This is a genomic window from Kribbella sp. NPDC004875 (genome assembly GCF_042873375.1).
GTDB lineage: Bacteria > Actinomycetota > Actinomycetes > Propionibacteriales > Kribbellaceae > Kribbella.
In genome coordinates this window covers 37,448-51,732 of the sequence record NZ_JBIALI010000005.1, presented here as the reverse complement: position 1 = coordinate 51,732, position 14,285 = coordinate 37,448, and the positions used below count along the sequence as shown (strand labels likewise).

Genomic DNA, 14,285 nt, shown 5'->3' with positions numbered 1-14,285 from the left:
TGGTCGAGATGACCGGATCGGCGTACGCCGCGGGCTGGCCCTGGCAGCAGCTCGCACGGCATTGTTCGAACTTCGACGACATCGTGGACGAGCTGCGCGCGGCGATGACCGGCAGCCGGCGCAGCACGAAGGGACACCACCAGCAGCACTTCGGGCCGCAGTGGGGGATGTTCGGCGGCGGGCAGATGTTCGGTCCGCCGTGGGGACCACCGCAGCGCTGGCGCGGGCCCAAGGCGCGCCGCGGCGACGTGCGCGCGGCGATCCTGGCCGTGCTCGCGGAGCAGCCGATGAACGGCTACCAGATCATTCAGGAGATCGCCGAGCGCAGCGGCGGTGTGTGGAAGCCGAGCCCCGGCTCGATCTACCCGACACTGCAGCAGCTCGAGGACGAGGGTCTGGTGACGGCGGACGCGGAGGTCGGGCGGCGGACGTTCCGGCTGACCGACGAGGGCCGGGCGTACGTCGGCGAGCACCAGGACGAGGTGTCCGCGCCATGGGAGGCGATGAGCGCACCCCAGGGTGACGACGAGAACGGGTTCCGCCCGCTGCTCGGGCAGGTCGCCACCGCGATGTGGCAGATCCTCGCGAGCGGTACGCCGGACCAGCAGGCGCGGGCGCGGGACGCGGTCGCGGACCTGCGGCGCAAGCTGTACGGGATTCTCGCCGAGGACGACGAGAGCACCGAACAGGACCGCTCATGAGCTCGCCCGACCGCGACCGCCCGCGGCGAGGCGGTCCCGGCGCCGGCCGCCGGCGCGACGGGCAGAGCTGGCACGGCCAGGGCTGGAGTGCCCAGGGCTGGAACGGGCCCCGGTGGTACGACGAGTCCGCCGGCGACCGTGACGGGCAGGGTCGCGGCGACTGGCACCAGCACGGCTGGGGCGGTCGCTGGGGCGGCGCCGCCTGGGTCGGCGACTGGCGCGCAACGAGCTGGGCCGAGCCGCGTGACGACGCACCGGCGGCAGCGGCACGGGACGGCCGGCGCAGCGACGTACCGCAGGATGCGGGACAGGACGGCCGGAGCAGCGACGTACCGCAGGATGCGGGACGGGACGGCCGGCGGAGCGACGTGGCGCGGGATTCGGGACGGGACGGTAGGGGTGGCGACGTGCCTGGGAAGCGGGTGCGGATCGGGGACGCCGAGCGAGACCAGGCGGTTTCCCAGCTGAGTGAGCATTTCGTGGCCGGCCGGTTGACGCAGACCGAGTTCGAGGAGCGCAGCGAGCAGGCGACGCGGTCGCGGTACTCCGACGAGCTCGGCCCGCTCTTCGACGACCTGCCGACGACGACGGAGCTCGTACCCCGCACCACGGCCGGACCACGTCGGCGGCCCGCTCCACCGCCCGCGTTCATGATGATCGCGCCGTTCCTGATGGTCGGCCTGGTGATCAGCTCGATCGCCCTCACCGCACCGTGGTTGCTGTGGGGCCTGTTCTGGATCGTGATGATCAGCGGCATCTCCCGGCGCCGCTGGCAGCACTAGAACCGTTGATCTACCGCCGCTGACGGACCCGCGGGATCTCTTCCGCGAACTCGACCACGAACCCGTCCGGGTCGGCGACATGGACCGTCCGATGCCCCCACGGACGGTCCGCCGGCCCGCTCAGCAGCGGCACGCCGGCCGCGCGCAACCGCTCGGCGTACGCATCGACGTCGTCCACCGCCACGACCACTTCGCCACCCGCGCCCGGCGTCACCGCCCCCTCGGTCAGCCACTCGGCCCGCCGCCGCTCGTACAACGCGAACCGCACCCCACCCGCGTCGAACTCCGCATAGCCCGCATCGGTGAACTTGTACGCCAGCCCCACCACGTCCCGGTAGAACCCCACGGACGCCTGCAGATCCCCGACATACAAGATCACATACCCGATCTCCATCCCGCCATTGTCGGTGGCGCCGCATAGCGTTGCCGGCGTGTATTCCGGAGTGTTGATTGTCGAGAGTCTGGTGGTTGGGGCCGAGCTGGACGGCATCCCGTTGACCGTCCGGAAGGTCAGCCGGATCGCCGTCGGTGGTACGTCGGCGGCCCAGCCTGATGTCTGGTCGCTGCTCGAGTTCGACGTCGAGCGTGGGACGGAGCTGGCCGAGGTGTTGTCGCGATCGCTGGCGAGTCCGGGGTGGTACGCCGACTTTCACGACGAGCACGAGAGCTTCGTGATCTTCCCGGGGCGGGTCTTCCGGTACCGGCGTGGCGACGACGCGGCGCGGGAGGAGGCCAAGGAGTTCGGGCGCGGGCTGGCGATTCCGGAGCAGCAGCTCGACTGGACGCGATAACCGCTGGTGGGCGGTGATTGGATGGCTGGTATGACGACCGTTCTTCGCTACACCGCCTTCACGTCCGACCCGTCCGGTGGTAATCCGGCCGGCGTGGTTCTGGATGCGCGCGGGCTCGACGACGCCACCATGCTGTCGATCGCCGCCGACCTGGGGTACTCCGAGACCGCGTTCCTCACCGAAGGTCCGGACGGATCCGGTGCCGTCCCGGTGCGGTACTTCTCCCCCAAGGCCGAGGTTCCGTTCTGCGGGCACGCGACGGTCGCGACCGCTGTCGCGCTGGCGGAGCGCCGCGGTCCGGGTGAGATCGTCTTCTCCGCACAACCCGGCCTCGTCCCGGTGACCGTCGACGACGACCTGCGGGCGACTCTGACCAGCGTCGAGCCGTCCGTCGAACCGGCCGGCGACATCACCGAGGTCCTCGACATCCTGCGCTGGTCCGCCGACGACCTCGACCCGGCCCTGCCCCCGCGGATCGGGTACGCCGGGGCGCGCCACCTGATCCTGGGTACGGCGACCCGGCAACGACTCGCCACGCTGGACTACGACTTCGACCGCCTGCTCGCGTACATGCTCGCCCTCGACCTCACCACCCTGCAGCTCGTCTGGCGCGAGTCGCCGACCGTCTTCCACGTCCGCGACCCGTTCCCGGTCGGCGGCGTGGTCGAGGACCCGGCGACCGGTGCCGCGGCGGCCGCGTTCGGCGCGTACCTCCGCGAGCTCGGGCTCGGGCAGCCGACGATCACGCTCCACCAGGGCGACGACCTCGGCCGGCCGAGCCTGATCACGGTCGAGCTCCGCCCGGACGACAACCGCGTCCGCGTGAGCGGCAACGCCGTACCCCTCACGCACCCCGCCTGAGCCACTCGAACTTACGGAACCCGCTTGAGCCACTCCTCGGTGCCGAACTTCGCGGCCACCCGTTCCGCGGCCAGCTCAACGGTGGCGGCGTCGATGGCGCCGGCTTCGAGGCCGTAGCGGCCGCGGAACGTGCCGACCATCCGCTCGATCACGTCCGCGCGGTCGAGCCCGGTCTGGCTGCGCAACGGATCGACACGCTTGTTGGCGCTCGTGGTGCCCTTGTCGGACAGCTTCTCGCGACCGATCCGCAGTACCTCGAGCATCTTGCCGGCGTCCATGTCGTAGGCCATCGTCACGTGGTGCAGCACGGCGCCGCCCGCGAACCGTTTCTGGGCGGCGCCCGCGATCTTGCCGGCCGGCGAGGTGATGTCGTTGATCGGCTGGTACGTCGCCGCGATACCGAGATCGTTGAGTGCACCAATGACCCAGTCGTCCAGGAACGCGTACGACTCGACGAACGAGAGCCCGGACACCAGCGATTCCGGCACGTACAGCGAGTACGTGATCGTGTTCCCCGGTTCGACGAACATCGCGCCGCCGCCGCTGATCCGCCGTACGACGGTCACGTCGTTGCGGGACGCGCCGTCGAGGTCGACCTCGTTGCGCACGGACTGGAAGCTGCCGATGATGACCGCGTTCGACGCCCACTCCCAGACGCGGAGTGTCGGCGGCCGCTCACCCGCGCCGACCTGCTCGGTCAGCACCTCGTCGAGCGCCATCTGCAGCGCCGGTTCCCGCGGTACGTCGTGCACGAACTGCCACTCGTGATCCCGCCATCCGGTCGCGCCGGTCACCGCCCGGCGTACCGCGACCGCGACCGCCTCGGGCGAGAACCCGAGCATCTCGACCCCGTCGCCCAGCGCGCCCCGCACCCGGGCCGCGATCTGCGCGGCCGCGGTGTCCACCGGCAACCCCGCCAGGGCACCGTTGATCCGCTCCAGTGCGTCGTCGGGCTCGAGGAAGAAGTCCCCGGAGATCTGCGCGCTCCGCACGTGTTCGTCGACGACATCCAGATCGGCGACCACGAGCTTGCCGCCCGGCACCTTGTACTCACCATGCATATTCAGCACCAACTTGCTCTGGTCAACGGTTGTTCCCGGGCGGAATACTCCGGTTCATGGGGGAAATGAGCATGAACCGCGCGATCCACGCCGCCGTACGCCGGGACCTGGATCGCTTCATCGACGCACTCGGAGAGTTCCCGGCCGGGGACCGGCAACGAGCCGAGCAGTTGGCGACGGCGTGGAGGAACTTCGACGCACAGCTCACCCGGCACCACCAGGGTGAGCACGACATCGCCTGGCCCGCTTTGCAGAAGGTCGGCGTGAGCCCGGAGGTGCTGACGGAGCTGGACGCCGAGCACGACACCATGGCCGCGGCCCTGGCCACCACGCGGACCGCGATGGCCGCGCTGCAGAGGTCGGCGAGTACGGCGGACGCGGAGGCCGCACTGACCGCGATGCGCGGGCTGCAGCGGGTCACCGTCCAGCACCTCGATCACGAGGAGGCGGAGATCGAGCCCGTCTACCTGGAGAAGGCGGGTACGCCGGAGATGCGCGCGATGGGCCGCGAGTTCGCCAAGGTCGGCCCGGCCGAAGGCGGCACGTTCTTCGCCTGGGCCCTCGACGGCGCGACACCGGCCGAGTCCGACGCCATCACCGGCACCGTCCCGAAGCCCGTGCTCACCGTCATCGTCGGTCTCTTCGGCCGCGGCTACCGCAAGTCGGTCGCGCCCGTCTGGCGCGCCTGACGGTCTGCCCGCCGCGGTTGCCAACAGCAACGGCTGCGGTCAGGCGGCCGGCTTGAGTTCGACGGCTACCTGCCAGACGCTGGCGCGGACGGTGTCGACGTCGGGGGACGCGTCGACCTCGTAGTGGATGCCGCGTTCGGCGTAGAAGTCGACCAGCGGTGCGGTCTGGTCGTGGTAGACCTCGAAGCGGCGGCGGATGACGTCCTCGGTGTCGTCCGAGCGGTGCTCGATCTCGGCGCGCCGGAGCAGCCGGGCCACCAGCGCGTCCACCTCGACCCGCAGGACCAGGGCGGCGTCGAGCGAACGTCCTTGCGCACCGAGGATCTCGTCCAGGACCTTGGCCTGGTGGAGGGTGCGCGGGTACCCGTCGAGGACGAATCCCGGGCGGGCGTCGGGGGCCGCGAGGCGGTCACGGACCATGTCGTTCGTGACCTCGTCGGGCACGTACTCCCCCGCGTCGAGGTAGGCCTGCGCCGTCCGGCCGAGCTCGGTCTGCTCCGCGATGTTGCGGCGGAACAGGTCACCGGTGGAGATGACGGGCACCCCGAGATGTCCGGCCAGATGACCCGCGTGTGTCCCTTTACCGGCCCCCGGTGGCCCCATCAGCAAGACAGTCGTCACGGCAGCACCCCTCCTGACGCTCGATAAGTCATTCAGGGTAGGGGAGCTTTCGCCGCCGCGGTACGGCGTACGTCACTCCGGATCACGGACTATGTCACACACCGCGCGTTACTGTCCGCAACTGCTACTTCGTGAGCAAGTCCCACGTCGAGAGGCAGAACGGGTGCCCGGCCGGGTCGGCGAACACCAGACAGTGATCGGCGTTCGGCTGATGGTCGTACCGTGCCGCTCCAGCGGCGACCACGTGCTCGGCGGCCGCCGCGAGATCCTCGACGAAGAAATCGATGTGGAACTGGATCGGCACGGCGGGATCCGGCCAGGTCGGTGGCGTGTGCGCCGGGTCGGTCTGGAAGTCGATCCGGCCGCCCGGGCCGTCGACCGTCGCCCAGACCGGGTCGGTGTACACGATCTCACCGCCGGTGATCGCCGCGTAGAACCGCGCCAGCGCGACCGCGTCGGGGCAGTTGATCGTCGGCGAGCTCAGCCGGATCCCGGTGCCGGTCACGTCAGAACTCCCACTCCGGGCGGAGCTCGATGGTGTCGCCGGGGCCGGCGAACTTGGTCGCCAGTTCCTCGGCCCGTTCCCGGGTCGCGCAGTCGAGCACGAAGAAGCCGGCCAGCTGTTCCTTCGTCTCGGCGTAGGGGCCGTCGGTGCTGACCGGCTTCTTGCCGTCGTGCCGGTAGACCCGGCTGGTCGACGGGGCGTCCAGCGCCAGCCCGGTGACCAGCTCACCGGAAGCGGACAGCTCGGTGAGCATCGCGTCGAACTCCTTACCCATCGCCTCCCGCTCGTCGGCCGGGACCGACCGGCCCACCTCGGTGAAGTCGATCGTCGGGTGTCCCCACGGCTGCATGTTCGAGTGGATCAGTACCACGTACTTCATCTCCGGACCTCCTGGTCGCTCACTGCCGGTACGCCGTACTGCGCCCGGCACCCCCTACGTCGGAGGCATCGGCAGACCCTCGACATTTTGCCTGGATGTATTCCAGCTCACATCCGGTCACACTCCCACCACCCCGCTCCGTCAGCGCTGCAGAACCCCGAGGAACCCTCGAGAACCCCCGAGAACGGAGCGCTCACCATGACCACGATCCTCGTCACCGGCGGTACCGGAACAATCGGCCGGCAGGTGGTCCCACTGCTGCAAGCGGCCGGCGGCAAGGTCCGCGTCCTGAGTCGGCACGCGCACGACCGCGGCGACGGCGTCGAGTACCTGGCCGTCGACCTGCTGGATGGCGACGGTCTCGCGGCGGCCGTGGACGGCGTGGACGTCGTCCTGCACCTCGCCGGCGGTCCGAAGGGCGACGACATCGGCACCCGCAACCTGGTGCAGGCGGCCGAGCAGGCCGGCGTCGGCCACCTGGTGCACATCTCGGTCACCGCGGTCGACCAGCTGCCGCTGACCTACTTCAAGTCCAAGCTCGGCGCCGAACAGGCGGTCCGCGGCTCCACCGTGCCGTCGACGGTACTGCGGGTCGCCCAGCTACACGATTTCGCCTGGAACACCGCACGCGCAATGGCGAAACTGCCGGTCCTGCCCACACCTGGTGGCGTCCGCTTCCAGCCGGTCGACAGCCGGGACGTGGCCCAGCGGCTGGCCGAACTGACGCTCGGCGAACCGCAGGGTCTCGTCCCCGACCTGGTCGGCCCGAAGGTCTACAGCCTGTCGGAGCTTGCTCGCGACTACCTGAAGGCCACTGGCAAGCGCCGGCTCTCGCTGCCGATCCGCGTCCCCGGCAAGGCGGGCAAGGTGTACCGCGCGGGCGGCAACCTCAGCCTGACCGGCGCGACGGTCGGCACTCACACCTGGGAGGACTTCGTCGCGGCGCAGGTGTAGGGCGCCAGCAGTTCCACCAGGTCCGGCCTGCGGCGCCGGGCGATCCCGGCCAGGAAGTCGGCCACCTGCACCCGCGGATCGTGTTTCGAGTCCACCTGCTCGAACGACCGCAGCGGCGCCGGTTCGAACCGCTGAGCGAGGTACTCGCCCAACCTGGCCACGCGTCCCGGGGTCAGCGCACTCTGCTCGTCGTGCACGACGGCAACCGAACGGCCGCCGGCGCTCCAGTACAGCACCGTCTCGGCGAGCGCCGGCACCAGTGGCTCCAGCGGCGGTGGAAGCGCCGGATCCTCGTCGATCAGCCGCTGCATCACCACCTCGACCCGGGCCCGGGTCACCGCCCGCAACGCGGGTACGTCGGCCGGCATCGTCGCGAAGAACCGGTCCAGCGCAGCGTGATCCAGTAACCGCACCCGCTTCGTCCGGGTCAGGTCCACGAAGGCCGCGAGGAACCCGGTCCGGTGGCGCAGCGCCGCGACCACCTCCGAGTGATCGACGCCGAGGCTGGTGCCCGCGCCGTACGACGGCTCCTCGGTGAACAGTTCGAGCACCCGCGCGGCGACGTACGCGCTCTTGTCGATGCTGTGGACGTGCGCATGACCGCGCAGGCTGCTGAGCAACCACTCCAGCGCGGGTCGTTGCTCCGGGCGCAGCAGTTGGTTGGACTTGTACTCCGTGCGGCGGCGCAGGCGGGTCCGCAGTACGTCGATCAGTTCGGCGGCCGCGGTCTCGGGAAGGTCGACGCTGGCGTGGGTGATGACGGGTGAGGCGGGGTCGAGCAGGTTGGTTCCGGAGAACCCCGACTCGTCGCACGCGACCTCGACCCAGGGCGACTGGGTGGTCATGGGATGACTGGCTCCAAGGCTGAAGGACTGCACGCTACGGGGCCCGTCGGCGGGACGGGCTTGATCGGACGCGCCGGCATTCATCGGGGCGCGCCGGCGATCAGTGAGCGGCAGCAGCCTTGGCAGACATGCGACCCATCATGGTCCGGGCTGGTCGCCGGACACCAGCGAATTACGCCACTTTGCGGCCGAGCGCGACCAGCAGGAGCCGTGCCGCGCCGGCGGAGCTGAGCTTCCGCTCGTCGTCCGGCCACCAGGAGGCCAGATCGACCAGCCCGGGCTCGACCAGCTCCAGCCCGTCGAGGAGCGCCGCGACCTCGTCCCGGGTGCGGAACCGGATGTGCGGGAACGTGTCCCGCAGCTTGCCCTCGATCGCGGTCGAGAACTGGGCCAGCCGACCGCCGTCGCGCGGGTTGATCGGGTGCGTGAGCGCCAGATACGAGCCGACCGGCACGGCGGCCAGATAGTCCGCGACAACCGCGGCGGGATCGGCGGTCGAGTGCAGGACCAGGCCGAGCAGGATCCCGACCGGGCGGGTCAGGTCGAGCGCGCCGGTCACGGCCGGGTGCGTGAGGACGGCGCCCGCGTCGGTCAGGTCCACGCCCGCGAAGAAGCTGCTGTGCTCGTCGGCGAGCAAAGCCTGGCCGTGCGCGATCGCGGTCAGGTCGTGGTCGACGTACACGACCTTCGCGGCGGCGTCGGTCCGGAGCGCGACGTCATGCGTGTTGTCCGCGGTCGGGAGTCCGGCGCCGAGATCGAGGAACTGGTCGATCCGGCCGCCGGTCGCCATCCGGGTGACCGCTTCAGCCATCCAGCGGCGGTTCTGCCTGGTCAGCTCGGGCAGCTCCGGGGCGATCTTGAGCAGTTCCTGGACGAACTGCCGGTCGACCTCGAACGCGTTCTTGCCGCCGAGCAGTACGTCGTACACCCGTGCCTGCGACGCCCGTTCGAGATCGATCGGAGCGGGCTGGGTGGCGGCCGGCGGGCGTACCTCGTACGTTCCGGGCATGGTTCGCTGCACCTCGCTCCGCTGTCTGGAAACCAAGTTGCGGGAAGGCTATCGAGACCTGGGCCGACCGGCTGCATCGGGGCGCGATGAGTTTTCCGGCGTTCACTCGTCCCAACGAGAACCAACCCATGATCAGGAGGAACGTATGGCGAAGGTCTTGTACTCGGTGACGATGTCGGTGGACGGCTTCATCACCGGATCGGGCGGGGACATGCAGTGGATGCGCCCGTACCTCGGGCCCAACCCGGAGGTCGACGAACTGGTGCCGCGGATCGGCTCGTTGCTGGTCGGCCGGCGATCGCACGACGGCGACGATCCACACAAGGGCGAGCCCGGCGAGGGCGAGGCGTTCGGCGGCGGCTGGAGCGGACCGGCGTACGTCGTCACACACCGACCACCGTCCGCGCCGGAGTCCGATGTCACGTACGTCGACGATTTCGCCAAGGCGCTCGCGCAGGCAAAGGCGGCTGCCGGTGAGCGGTACGTCAACGTCATCGGGGCCAACATCGCCAAGCAGTGCCTCGAGGCCGGCGAACTCGACGAGGTCCTGCTGCTGTTCGCCCCGGTGATGCTCGGCGACGGCACCCGTCTCTTCGACCACCCGGGCGGCCGAACCGTCCGGCTGGAACGGAAGAGCGTCACCGAGACCCCGCTCGCGACCAGCCTCTGGTTCGAGGTCGTGAAGGACTAGCGAACCCCTCGGCTCGCGGCGATCATCCGGCTGCGGAGGCCGCCGCGAGCCCTCCGTAGGTTTCGGTGGTGTCGCCTAGAGGTCGGTGACGGTGGTCTGCATCAGGGCACGGATCTCGACCGAGCGGCCGGTGGCCCGGGTGTCGGGAAGGAGGCGGGCGAGTTCGATCGCGCGATCGCGGGTGTCGACGTCGATGACGTAGTACCCGTCGATCTGGCTGGGTTCGCAGTCGGGCCGGCCGGGCGGTTTTCCGGGCAGTTTTCCGGGCAGTTTTCCGGGCAGTTGGATGGCGAGTTGGGGGTCGGCGAGCAGCGCGCCGCCGACCAGTTCACCGGCGTCGTGGGCGACTTCCTCGAACTCGTCACGCCGCAGCCGTGCCTGGGCGGCACCCTGCAGGATCAGTAGGAATTTCATCGGCGCTCTCCTCTCACAGGAAGGACGGAGTCGAGCACGCGGTTTTGACATGATGGGCCGATGTTCGTGCGGACCGAGCGGCTGACCTTGCGCCGCTTCACATCGGCCGATGCGGAACCGTTCGCGGCGTACCGCTCGGATCCGGCGGTGGCGCGGTTCCAGTCCTGGGATCCGCCGCTGCCGTTGGACGCGGCGCGGGAGACCGTCGAGCGGTTCGCGGAAGGTGACCCCGAGGCGCCGGGCTGGTTCCAGTACGCCGTCGACCTGGACGGCGTACTGATCGGCGATCTGGGGCTGAAGTTGCACGAGAACCTGATGCAGGCCGATCTCGGGTACACGCTCGCGGCGCGGTACCAAGGCCGGGGGTACGCGTCCGAGGCCGTGCGGGGGTTGCTCGAGCACCTGTTCGTCGAGCGGGAGCTGCACCGGGTCTCGGCCGAGGCCGACGCCCGCAACCTCGCGTCGGCCCGGCTGCTGGAGCGCATCGGCTTCACGCATGAGGGTCTGCGGCTGTCGAACACGTGGTTCAAGGGCGAGTGGACCGACGACCTGCTGTTCGGCCTGCTGCGTGACGACTACCTCGCCCGGCGGCTCAGCCGGCCGCCGCCCACGCCCGCGCCGTCAGCTTGATCGACCCGTCCGCCTCGATCGGCAGCCGCGCCCGCACCGCGTCGCGCAACGCGACCTGATCCGGCTCGGCGAGACTCCGCAGGTACGCCGGCGCGACCCCCTGCCCACCGAGGAACGGCTGCCAGTAGTCGTCGAACGACGCGAACACCGTGGGTACGACGATCTCGCGCGTCCGCACCGCATCGAACCCGGCGGCGGTGAACAGTTCCTCGAGGCCCTCCGGGGTGCAGAACGTGAACCGGCGGCCCTCGTCCTGCTCACGATCCTGCGGACGCACTTCGGCCATCGCATCGAAGAAGTACCGCATCAGCTGCATGCCACCGGCGTAGTCCCAGACGTAGACGGCGACCGCTGCGCCGATCTCGCGCATCCGGCGCAGCGCCTCGACCCGCTCCGGGACGAAGTTGAGCACCAGGCCCGCGACCACCACGTCGAACGGACCGTCAGGCAGCTCGGCCGCCGACCGGACGTCGAAGCTCGCCCGTTCGTCGTGGACCTGCTGCCTGGCGTACTCGACGAAGCCGGCCGACGGGTCGACCCCGAGCACCGACGCGGGGTCCGCTGTCCGGAGGATCGTGCTGGTCAGCGCACCGGTCCCACAGCCGACGTCGAGCCAGCGCTGGGCGGCTGGTCGATCGAGCCAGTCGATGAACTCGGTCGCGACGAGCCGGCTCCAGCGACCGACGTACGACTCGTAGATTCCGCCGCTCGACCACTCGCCCGGCTGTGCACTCATCTGCGCAGGATAGAGGGCAGGGCGACGCCCGTCAGTCCTTCCGAGACCTCCCACAGCTTCGCGTTGAGCTCGGCGTTGGTGGCGCGCTTCGGGTTCCGGACGAGGGTCGTCTTGCCGACCAGGCCGAACAGACCATCGGGTCCGTAATACTCCCCCGACCTGGCGGCCGGGTCCGCCGCGGCGAACAGCAGCGGCTCGGTCCCGATCTCCACGTCCTGCTTGGGAAGCGGGTTATGGCCCATCAAGAGCCGGCTCATGAACGACGGCCGCTCGCGGCCCAGGCTGGCGCCGGCGGACTGCAGGTTGGTGCGCGTGTAGCCGGGGTGCGCGGCGACGCTGACCAGACCCCAGTCGCGCTCGACCGACAGCCTGGCGAGGTGGTTGCTCAGGATCAGGTCAGCCAGTTTCGACTGCGCGTACGCCGCCGCCCGCCGGTAGCGCCGCTCCCACTGCAGGTCGTCGAAGTCGATCTTGCCCTGGTACGCCGCTCCGCTCGACATCGTCACGACCCGCGGCGCCGGCGCGGCGAGGATCAACGGGAGCAGCCGGACCGTGAGCGCGAACGGACCGAGGTAGTTCGAGCCGAACTGCAGCTCGAAGCCGTCCTTGGTGGTCATCCGGGCCGGCGGGACCATGACGCCGGCGTTGTTCACCAGCACATCCAGATGTGATTCGCCGGCGGCGAACTGGTCGGCGAACTCCTGGACCGAGGCGAGGTCGGCGAGATCGATCCGCCGTACTTCCAGCTGGGCGTCGGGGTGCGCGGCCAGGATTTCGGCCTTCGCGGCCTCGCCCTTGGCCAGGGTCCGGACCGCCATCACCACGCGGGCGCCGGCGGCCGCGAGGCGCTTGGTGGCCTCCTTGCCGGTGCCGCTGTTGGCGCCGGTGACGACAACGAGCTTGCCGGTCTGATCGGGGACGTCGTACATGATCCACTCTCCATAAAAGACTGGTGGTCTGTTATGGATCGACGCTATCAGACCATTGGTACGATAACAACAGACCAACGGTCTGTAGAATGGCGGGATGAGTTTTCAGCGCGCGCGCAGCGCAGAGCAGCGGGCCGAGCGGCGGCGGGCGATCCTCGCGACGGCGGCCACGATGCTGACCGAGATGCCGGTCGCGGATCTCAGCCTGAACGAGCTGAGTCGCCGCGTCGGGCTCGCGAAGTCGAACGTGCTGAACTACTTCGACTCCCGCGAGGCGGTCCTGCTCGAGCTGTCGAGCAGCGAGCTCACGGCGTGGGTGCGGGATCTGGAGTCGACGGTCGGTGACGCGCTCCCCGAGCTGTCGGTCACCGATCGCGGGGAGCAGTTGATCGGCGCCGTGGTCGGCACTCTGGCGGAGCGGCCGGTGCTCTGCGACCTGATCAGTGCGCAGGCGGCGGTGCTCGAGCGGAACATCACGACCGAGACCGCGCTGACCTTCAAGCGCGCGGCGGCGGTCGCCTACCAGCAGATGATCTCGGTGGTCGTCGACGTCCTCCCCGAGCTCGGCCGCGACGGCGCGGGCCAGTTCATCGCCACCGCGAGCCTGCTGGCCGGCGCGATCTGGTCCCACTCCCACCCGGTCCCCGCCATCCTCGCCGCCTACGAGGCCGACCCCACACTCGAAGCCATCCGCATGCAGTTCGAGCCCGCCCTCAGCGAGGCCCTCCGCACCCTCCTCTACGGCGCCCTCCCCCGCCCCACCCCCTGAACCGGAAGAGGTGGGGCGGGGGGCTGAGGTGTGGGGTCAGGGGAGGTAGTAGTTGGGGTTGGGGAGTTTGAAGGTTCGGTCGGCGTAGCCGCCCTTGAGGTCGGAGTACTGGTCGCCGAAGTTCGCGACGATCTCGTAGCCGAGGGACTCGATGTGGGCGCGGGTGGCGGACTTGTAGTGGATCGTCGTACACGAGCCGTTCGGGTCGCCTGCGCAGGCCTGCTTCAGGTAGTCCGGGTAGGCAGCGACGGCGGGCTTGGTGAACAGGCCGTCCTCGCCGTTGCTGAGCGCGGTCGGCTTCGGGTAGCCGGCGTCGACGCCGACACCGTCCGCGGTCAGGTTGCCCAGCGTCGCCTGCTCCTGCGCGGCACCACGGCCGGTCAGGAAGAAGATCGCGTACCCCTCACGCTCGGCCGTCTTCACCAGGTCCACCATGCCCGGAACGGCCGGGAACTTCTGGTTCAGCACGTAGTCGGCGTTCGTGGTCGGGTTGTACGCCCAGTTGCTGAAGATCTCGTAGTTCCACGTCGCCAGCGCGGTGTCGTCGACGTCCAGCAGGATCGCCTTGGTCTTGCGGGTGTGGTGCGGCACCGAGATCCAGCGGGTACCGGCGGAAGCCACCGAGCGGGCTTCCTTGGCGTAGTAGCTGTCGTCCGCGAACGTGCCGGTGCCGAGCGGGTCGCCGTAGTAGTTGCGCAACTGCTGACGCAGTACGTCGATGTTGGTGACCTGCTTCTCGCTGTGCGGCGTCGACGTCTGGATCGCCGGCTGCTGCGTCGCGGCGCCGGCGGAGTACGCGACCCCGCCGACCACCGATGCCATCGCGACTGCGGCGACGCCGGTCAGAACCACCCGACGGGACGGCCGGCGCCAGGAACGAAATGCCATGGTGACCTCTTCAGAACGGGAATGCTTGCC

20 protein-coding genes are annotated in these 14,285 nt (G+C 69.8%); 9 read left to right on the top strand and 11 right to left on the bottom strand.

Annotated features, from left to right (window positions below; all coding sequences use genetic code 11):
- Positions 1 to 8: 8 nt before the first annotated feature.
- Together ACFYRH_RS26680 and ACFYRH_RS26675 are read left to right on the top strand one after the other, a co-directional pair.
- Positions 9 to 701, top strand: a complete 693-nt coding sequence (locus ACFYRH_RS26680) for a PadR family transcriptional regulator (RefSeq protein WP_387780837.1) — start codon at positions 9 to 11, stop codon at positions 699 to 701.
- On the top strand, positions 698 to 1,483 hold the full coding sequence (locus tag ACFYRH_RS26675) for a DUF1707 domain-containing protein (RefSeq protein WP_387780835.1): 786 nt from the start codon (positions 698 to 700) through the stop codon (positions 1,481 to 1,483). The genes ACFYRH_RS26680 and ACFYRH_RS26675 overlap by 4 nt, the downstream gene beginning before the upstream one ends.
- Positions 1,484 to 1,493: 10 nt before the next feature.
- Here ACFYRH_RS26675 and ACFYRH_RS26670 read toward each other — a convergent pair whose 3' ends face one another.
- Entirely contained in the window at positions 1,494 to 1,877 is a 384-nt protein-coding gene (locus tag ACFYRH_RS26670) for a VOC family protein (RefSeq protein ID WP_387780832.1), read from the bottom strand.
- A 37-nt stretch (positions 1,878 to 1,914) separates the two neighbouring features.
- Between ACFYRH_RS26670 and ACFYRH_RS26665 the strand changes: the two genes are divergently transcribed.
- Together ACFYRH_RS26665 and ACFYRH_RS26660 are read left to right on the top strand one after the other, a co-directional pair.
- Positions 1,915 to 2,274 (top strand): hypothetical protein, encoded by a 360-nt coding sequence (locus tag ACFYRH_RS26665; protein WP_387780829.1) that lies wholly within the window; start codon positions 1,915 to 1,917, stop codon positions 2,272 to 2,274.
- 30 nt (positions 2,275 to 2,304) lie between these two features.
- Positions 2,305 to 3,135, top strand: a complete 831-nt coding sequence (locus ACFYRH_RS26660; RefSeq protein WP_387780826.1) for a PhzF family phenazine biosynthesis protein — start codon at positions 2,305 to 2,307, stop codon at positions 3,133 to 3,135.
- An 11-nt stretch (positions 3,136 to 3,146) separates the two neighbouring features.
- Here ACFYRH_RS26660 and ACFYRH_RS26655 read toward each other — a convergent pair whose 3' ends face one another.
- The gene (locus ACFYRH_RS26655; RefSeq protein ID WP_387780823.1) at positions 3,147 to 4,196 is read right to left on the bottom strand and encodes a biotin/lipoate A/B protein ligase family protein; all 1,050 of its coding nucleotides are present in this window, start codon (positions 4,194 to 4,196) and stop codon (positions 3,147 to 3,149) included.
- A 56-nt stretch (positions 4,197 to 4,252) separates the two neighbouring features.
- Here ACFYRH_RS26655 and ACFYRH_RS26650 point away from each other — a divergent pair, with 56 nt between their 5' ends.
- A complete protein-coding gene (locus ACFYRH_RS26650) occupies positions 4,253 to 4,885 on the top strand; it encodes a hemerythrin domain-containing protein (protein WP_387780820.1) in 633 nt (210 codons plus the stop codon).
- A gap of 39 nt (positions 4,886 to 4,924) precedes the next feature.
- Here ACFYRH_RS26650 and ACFYRH_RS26645 read toward each other — a convergent pair whose 3' ends face one another.
- The 3 genes from ACFYRH_RS26645 to ACFYRH_RS26635 all read right to left on the bottom strand — a co-directional run bounded on the left by ACFYRH_RS26645 (position 4,925) and on the right by ACFYRH_RS26635 (position 6,390).
- Complete coding sequence (locus tag ACFYRH_RS26645; protein ID WP_387780817.1) at positions 4,925 to 5,506, bottom strand: adenylate kinase; 582 nt, start codon at positions 5,504 to 5,506, stop codon at positions 4,925 to 4,927.
- Between the two features lie 124 nt (positions 5,507 to 5,630).
- The gene (locus ACFYRH_RS26640) at positions 5,631 to 6,011 is read right to left on the bottom strand and encodes a VOC family protein (RefSeq protein WP_387780814.1); all 381 of its coding nucleotides are present in this window, start codon (positions 6,009 to 6,011) and stop codon (positions 5,631 to 5,633) included.
- Position 6,012: 1 nt separating this feature from the next.
- Positions 6,013 to 6,390: a YciI family protein gene (locus ACFYRH_RS26635; protein WP_387780811.1), complete on the bottom strand. Its 378-nt coding sequence runs from the start codon at positions 6,388 to 6,390 to the stop codon at positions 6,013 to 6,015.
- Between the two features lie 198 nt (positions 6,391 to 6,588).
- On the opposite strand from ACFYRH_RS26635, the gene ACFYRH_RS26630 reads away from it, so the two are divergent.
- Complete coding sequence (locus ACFYRH_RS26630) at positions 6,589 to 7,344, top strand: SDR family oxidoreductase (RefSeq protein ID WP_387780808.1); 756 nt, start codon at positions 6,589 to 6,591, stop codon at positions 7,342 to 7,344.
- On the opposite strand, the gene ACFYRH_RS26625 is transcribed toward ACFYRH_RS26630, so the two are convergent.
- Together ACFYRH_RS26625 and ACFYRH_RS26620 are read right to left on the bottom strand one after the other, a co-directional pair.
- Positions 7,308 to 8,189, bottom strand: a complete 882-nt coding sequence (locus tag ACFYRH_RS26625) for a DUF3800 domain-containing protein (protein ID WP_387780807.1) — start codon at positions 8,187 to 8,189, stop codon at positions 7,308 to 7,310. The genes ACFYRH_RS26630 and ACFYRH_RS26625 overlap by 37 nt on opposite strands.
- Positions 8,190 to 8,361: 172 nt before the next feature.
- Complete coding sequence (locus tag ACFYRH_RS26620; RefSeq protein WP_387780805.1) at positions 8,362 to 9,198, bottom strand: SAM-dependent methyltransferase; 837 nt, start codon at positions 9,196 to 9,198, stop codon at positions 8,362 to 8,364.
- 145 nt (positions 9,199 to 9,343) lie between these two features.
- On the opposite strand from ACFYRH_RS26620, the gene ACFYRH_RS26615 reads away from it, so the two are divergent.
- A complete protein-coding gene (locus ACFYRH_RS26615; protein WP_387780802.1) occupies positions 9,344 to 9,889 on the top strand; it encodes a dihydrofolate reductase family protein in 546 nt (181 codons plus the stop codon).
- Between the two features lie 75 nt (positions 9,890 to 9,964).
- Here the strand turns inward: ACFYRH_RS26615 and ACFYRH_RS26610 are convergent, their stop codons facing one another.
- On the bottom strand, positions 9,965 to 10,303 hold the full coding sequence (locus ACFYRH_RS26610) for a hypothetical protein (protein ID WP_387780799.1): 339 nt from the start codon (positions 10,301 to 10,303) through the stop codon (positions 9,965 to 9,967).
- Between the two features lie 60 nt (positions 10,304 to 10,363).
- On the opposite strand from ACFYRH_RS26610, the gene ACFYRH_RS26605 reads away from it, so the two are divergent.
- Positions 10,364 to 10,933: a GNAT family N-acetyltransferase gene (locus ACFYRH_RS26605; protein ID WP_387780796.1), complete on the top strand. Its 570-nt coding sequence runs from the start codon at positions 10,364 to 10,366 to the stop codon at positions 10,931 to 10,933.
- On the opposite strand, the gene ACFYRH_RS26600 is transcribed toward ACFYRH_RS26605, so the two are convergent.
- Positions 10,896 to 11,669 carry a class I SAM-dependent methyltransferase gene (locus ACFYRH_RS26600; protein ID WP_387780793.1) on the bottom strand — a complete coding sequence of 258 codons (774 nt, stop codon included), beginning with the start codon at positions 11,667 to 11,669 and terminating at the stop codon, positions 10,896 to 10,898. The genes ACFYRH_RS26605 and ACFYRH_RS26600 overlap by 38 nt on opposite strands.
- Positions 11,666 to 12,598, bottom strand: coding sequence for an SDR family oxidoreductase (locus tag ACFYRH_RS26595; protein ID WP_387780790.1), 933 nt, complete (start codon positions 12,596 to 12,598; stop codon positions 11,666 to 11,668). The genes ACFYRH_RS26600 and ACFYRH_RS26595 overlap by 4 nt, the downstream gene beginning before the upstream one ends.
- Before the next feature lie 97 nt (positions 12,599 to 12,695).
- On the opposite strand from ACFYRH_RS26595, the gene ACFYRH_RS26590 reads away from it, so the two are divergent.
- Positions 12,696 to 13,367 (top strand): TetR family transcriptional regulator, encoded by a 672-nt coding sequence (locus ACFYRH_RS26590; RefSeq protein ID WP_387780787.1) that lies wholly within the window; start codon positions 12,696 to 12,698, stop codon positions 13,365 to 13,367.
- 36 nt (positions 13,368 to 13,403) lie between these two features.
- Here the strand turns inward: ACFYRH_RS26590 and ACFYRH_RS26585 are convergent, their stop codons facing one another.
- On the bottom strand, positions 13,404 to 14,255 hold the full coding sequence (locus ACFYRH_RS26585) for an HAD family acid phosphatase (RefSeq protein ID WP_387780784.1): 852 nt from the start codon (positions 14,253 to 14,255) through the stop codon (positions 13,404 to 13,406).
- Between the last annotated feature and the right edge of the window lie 30 nt (positions 14,256 to 14,285).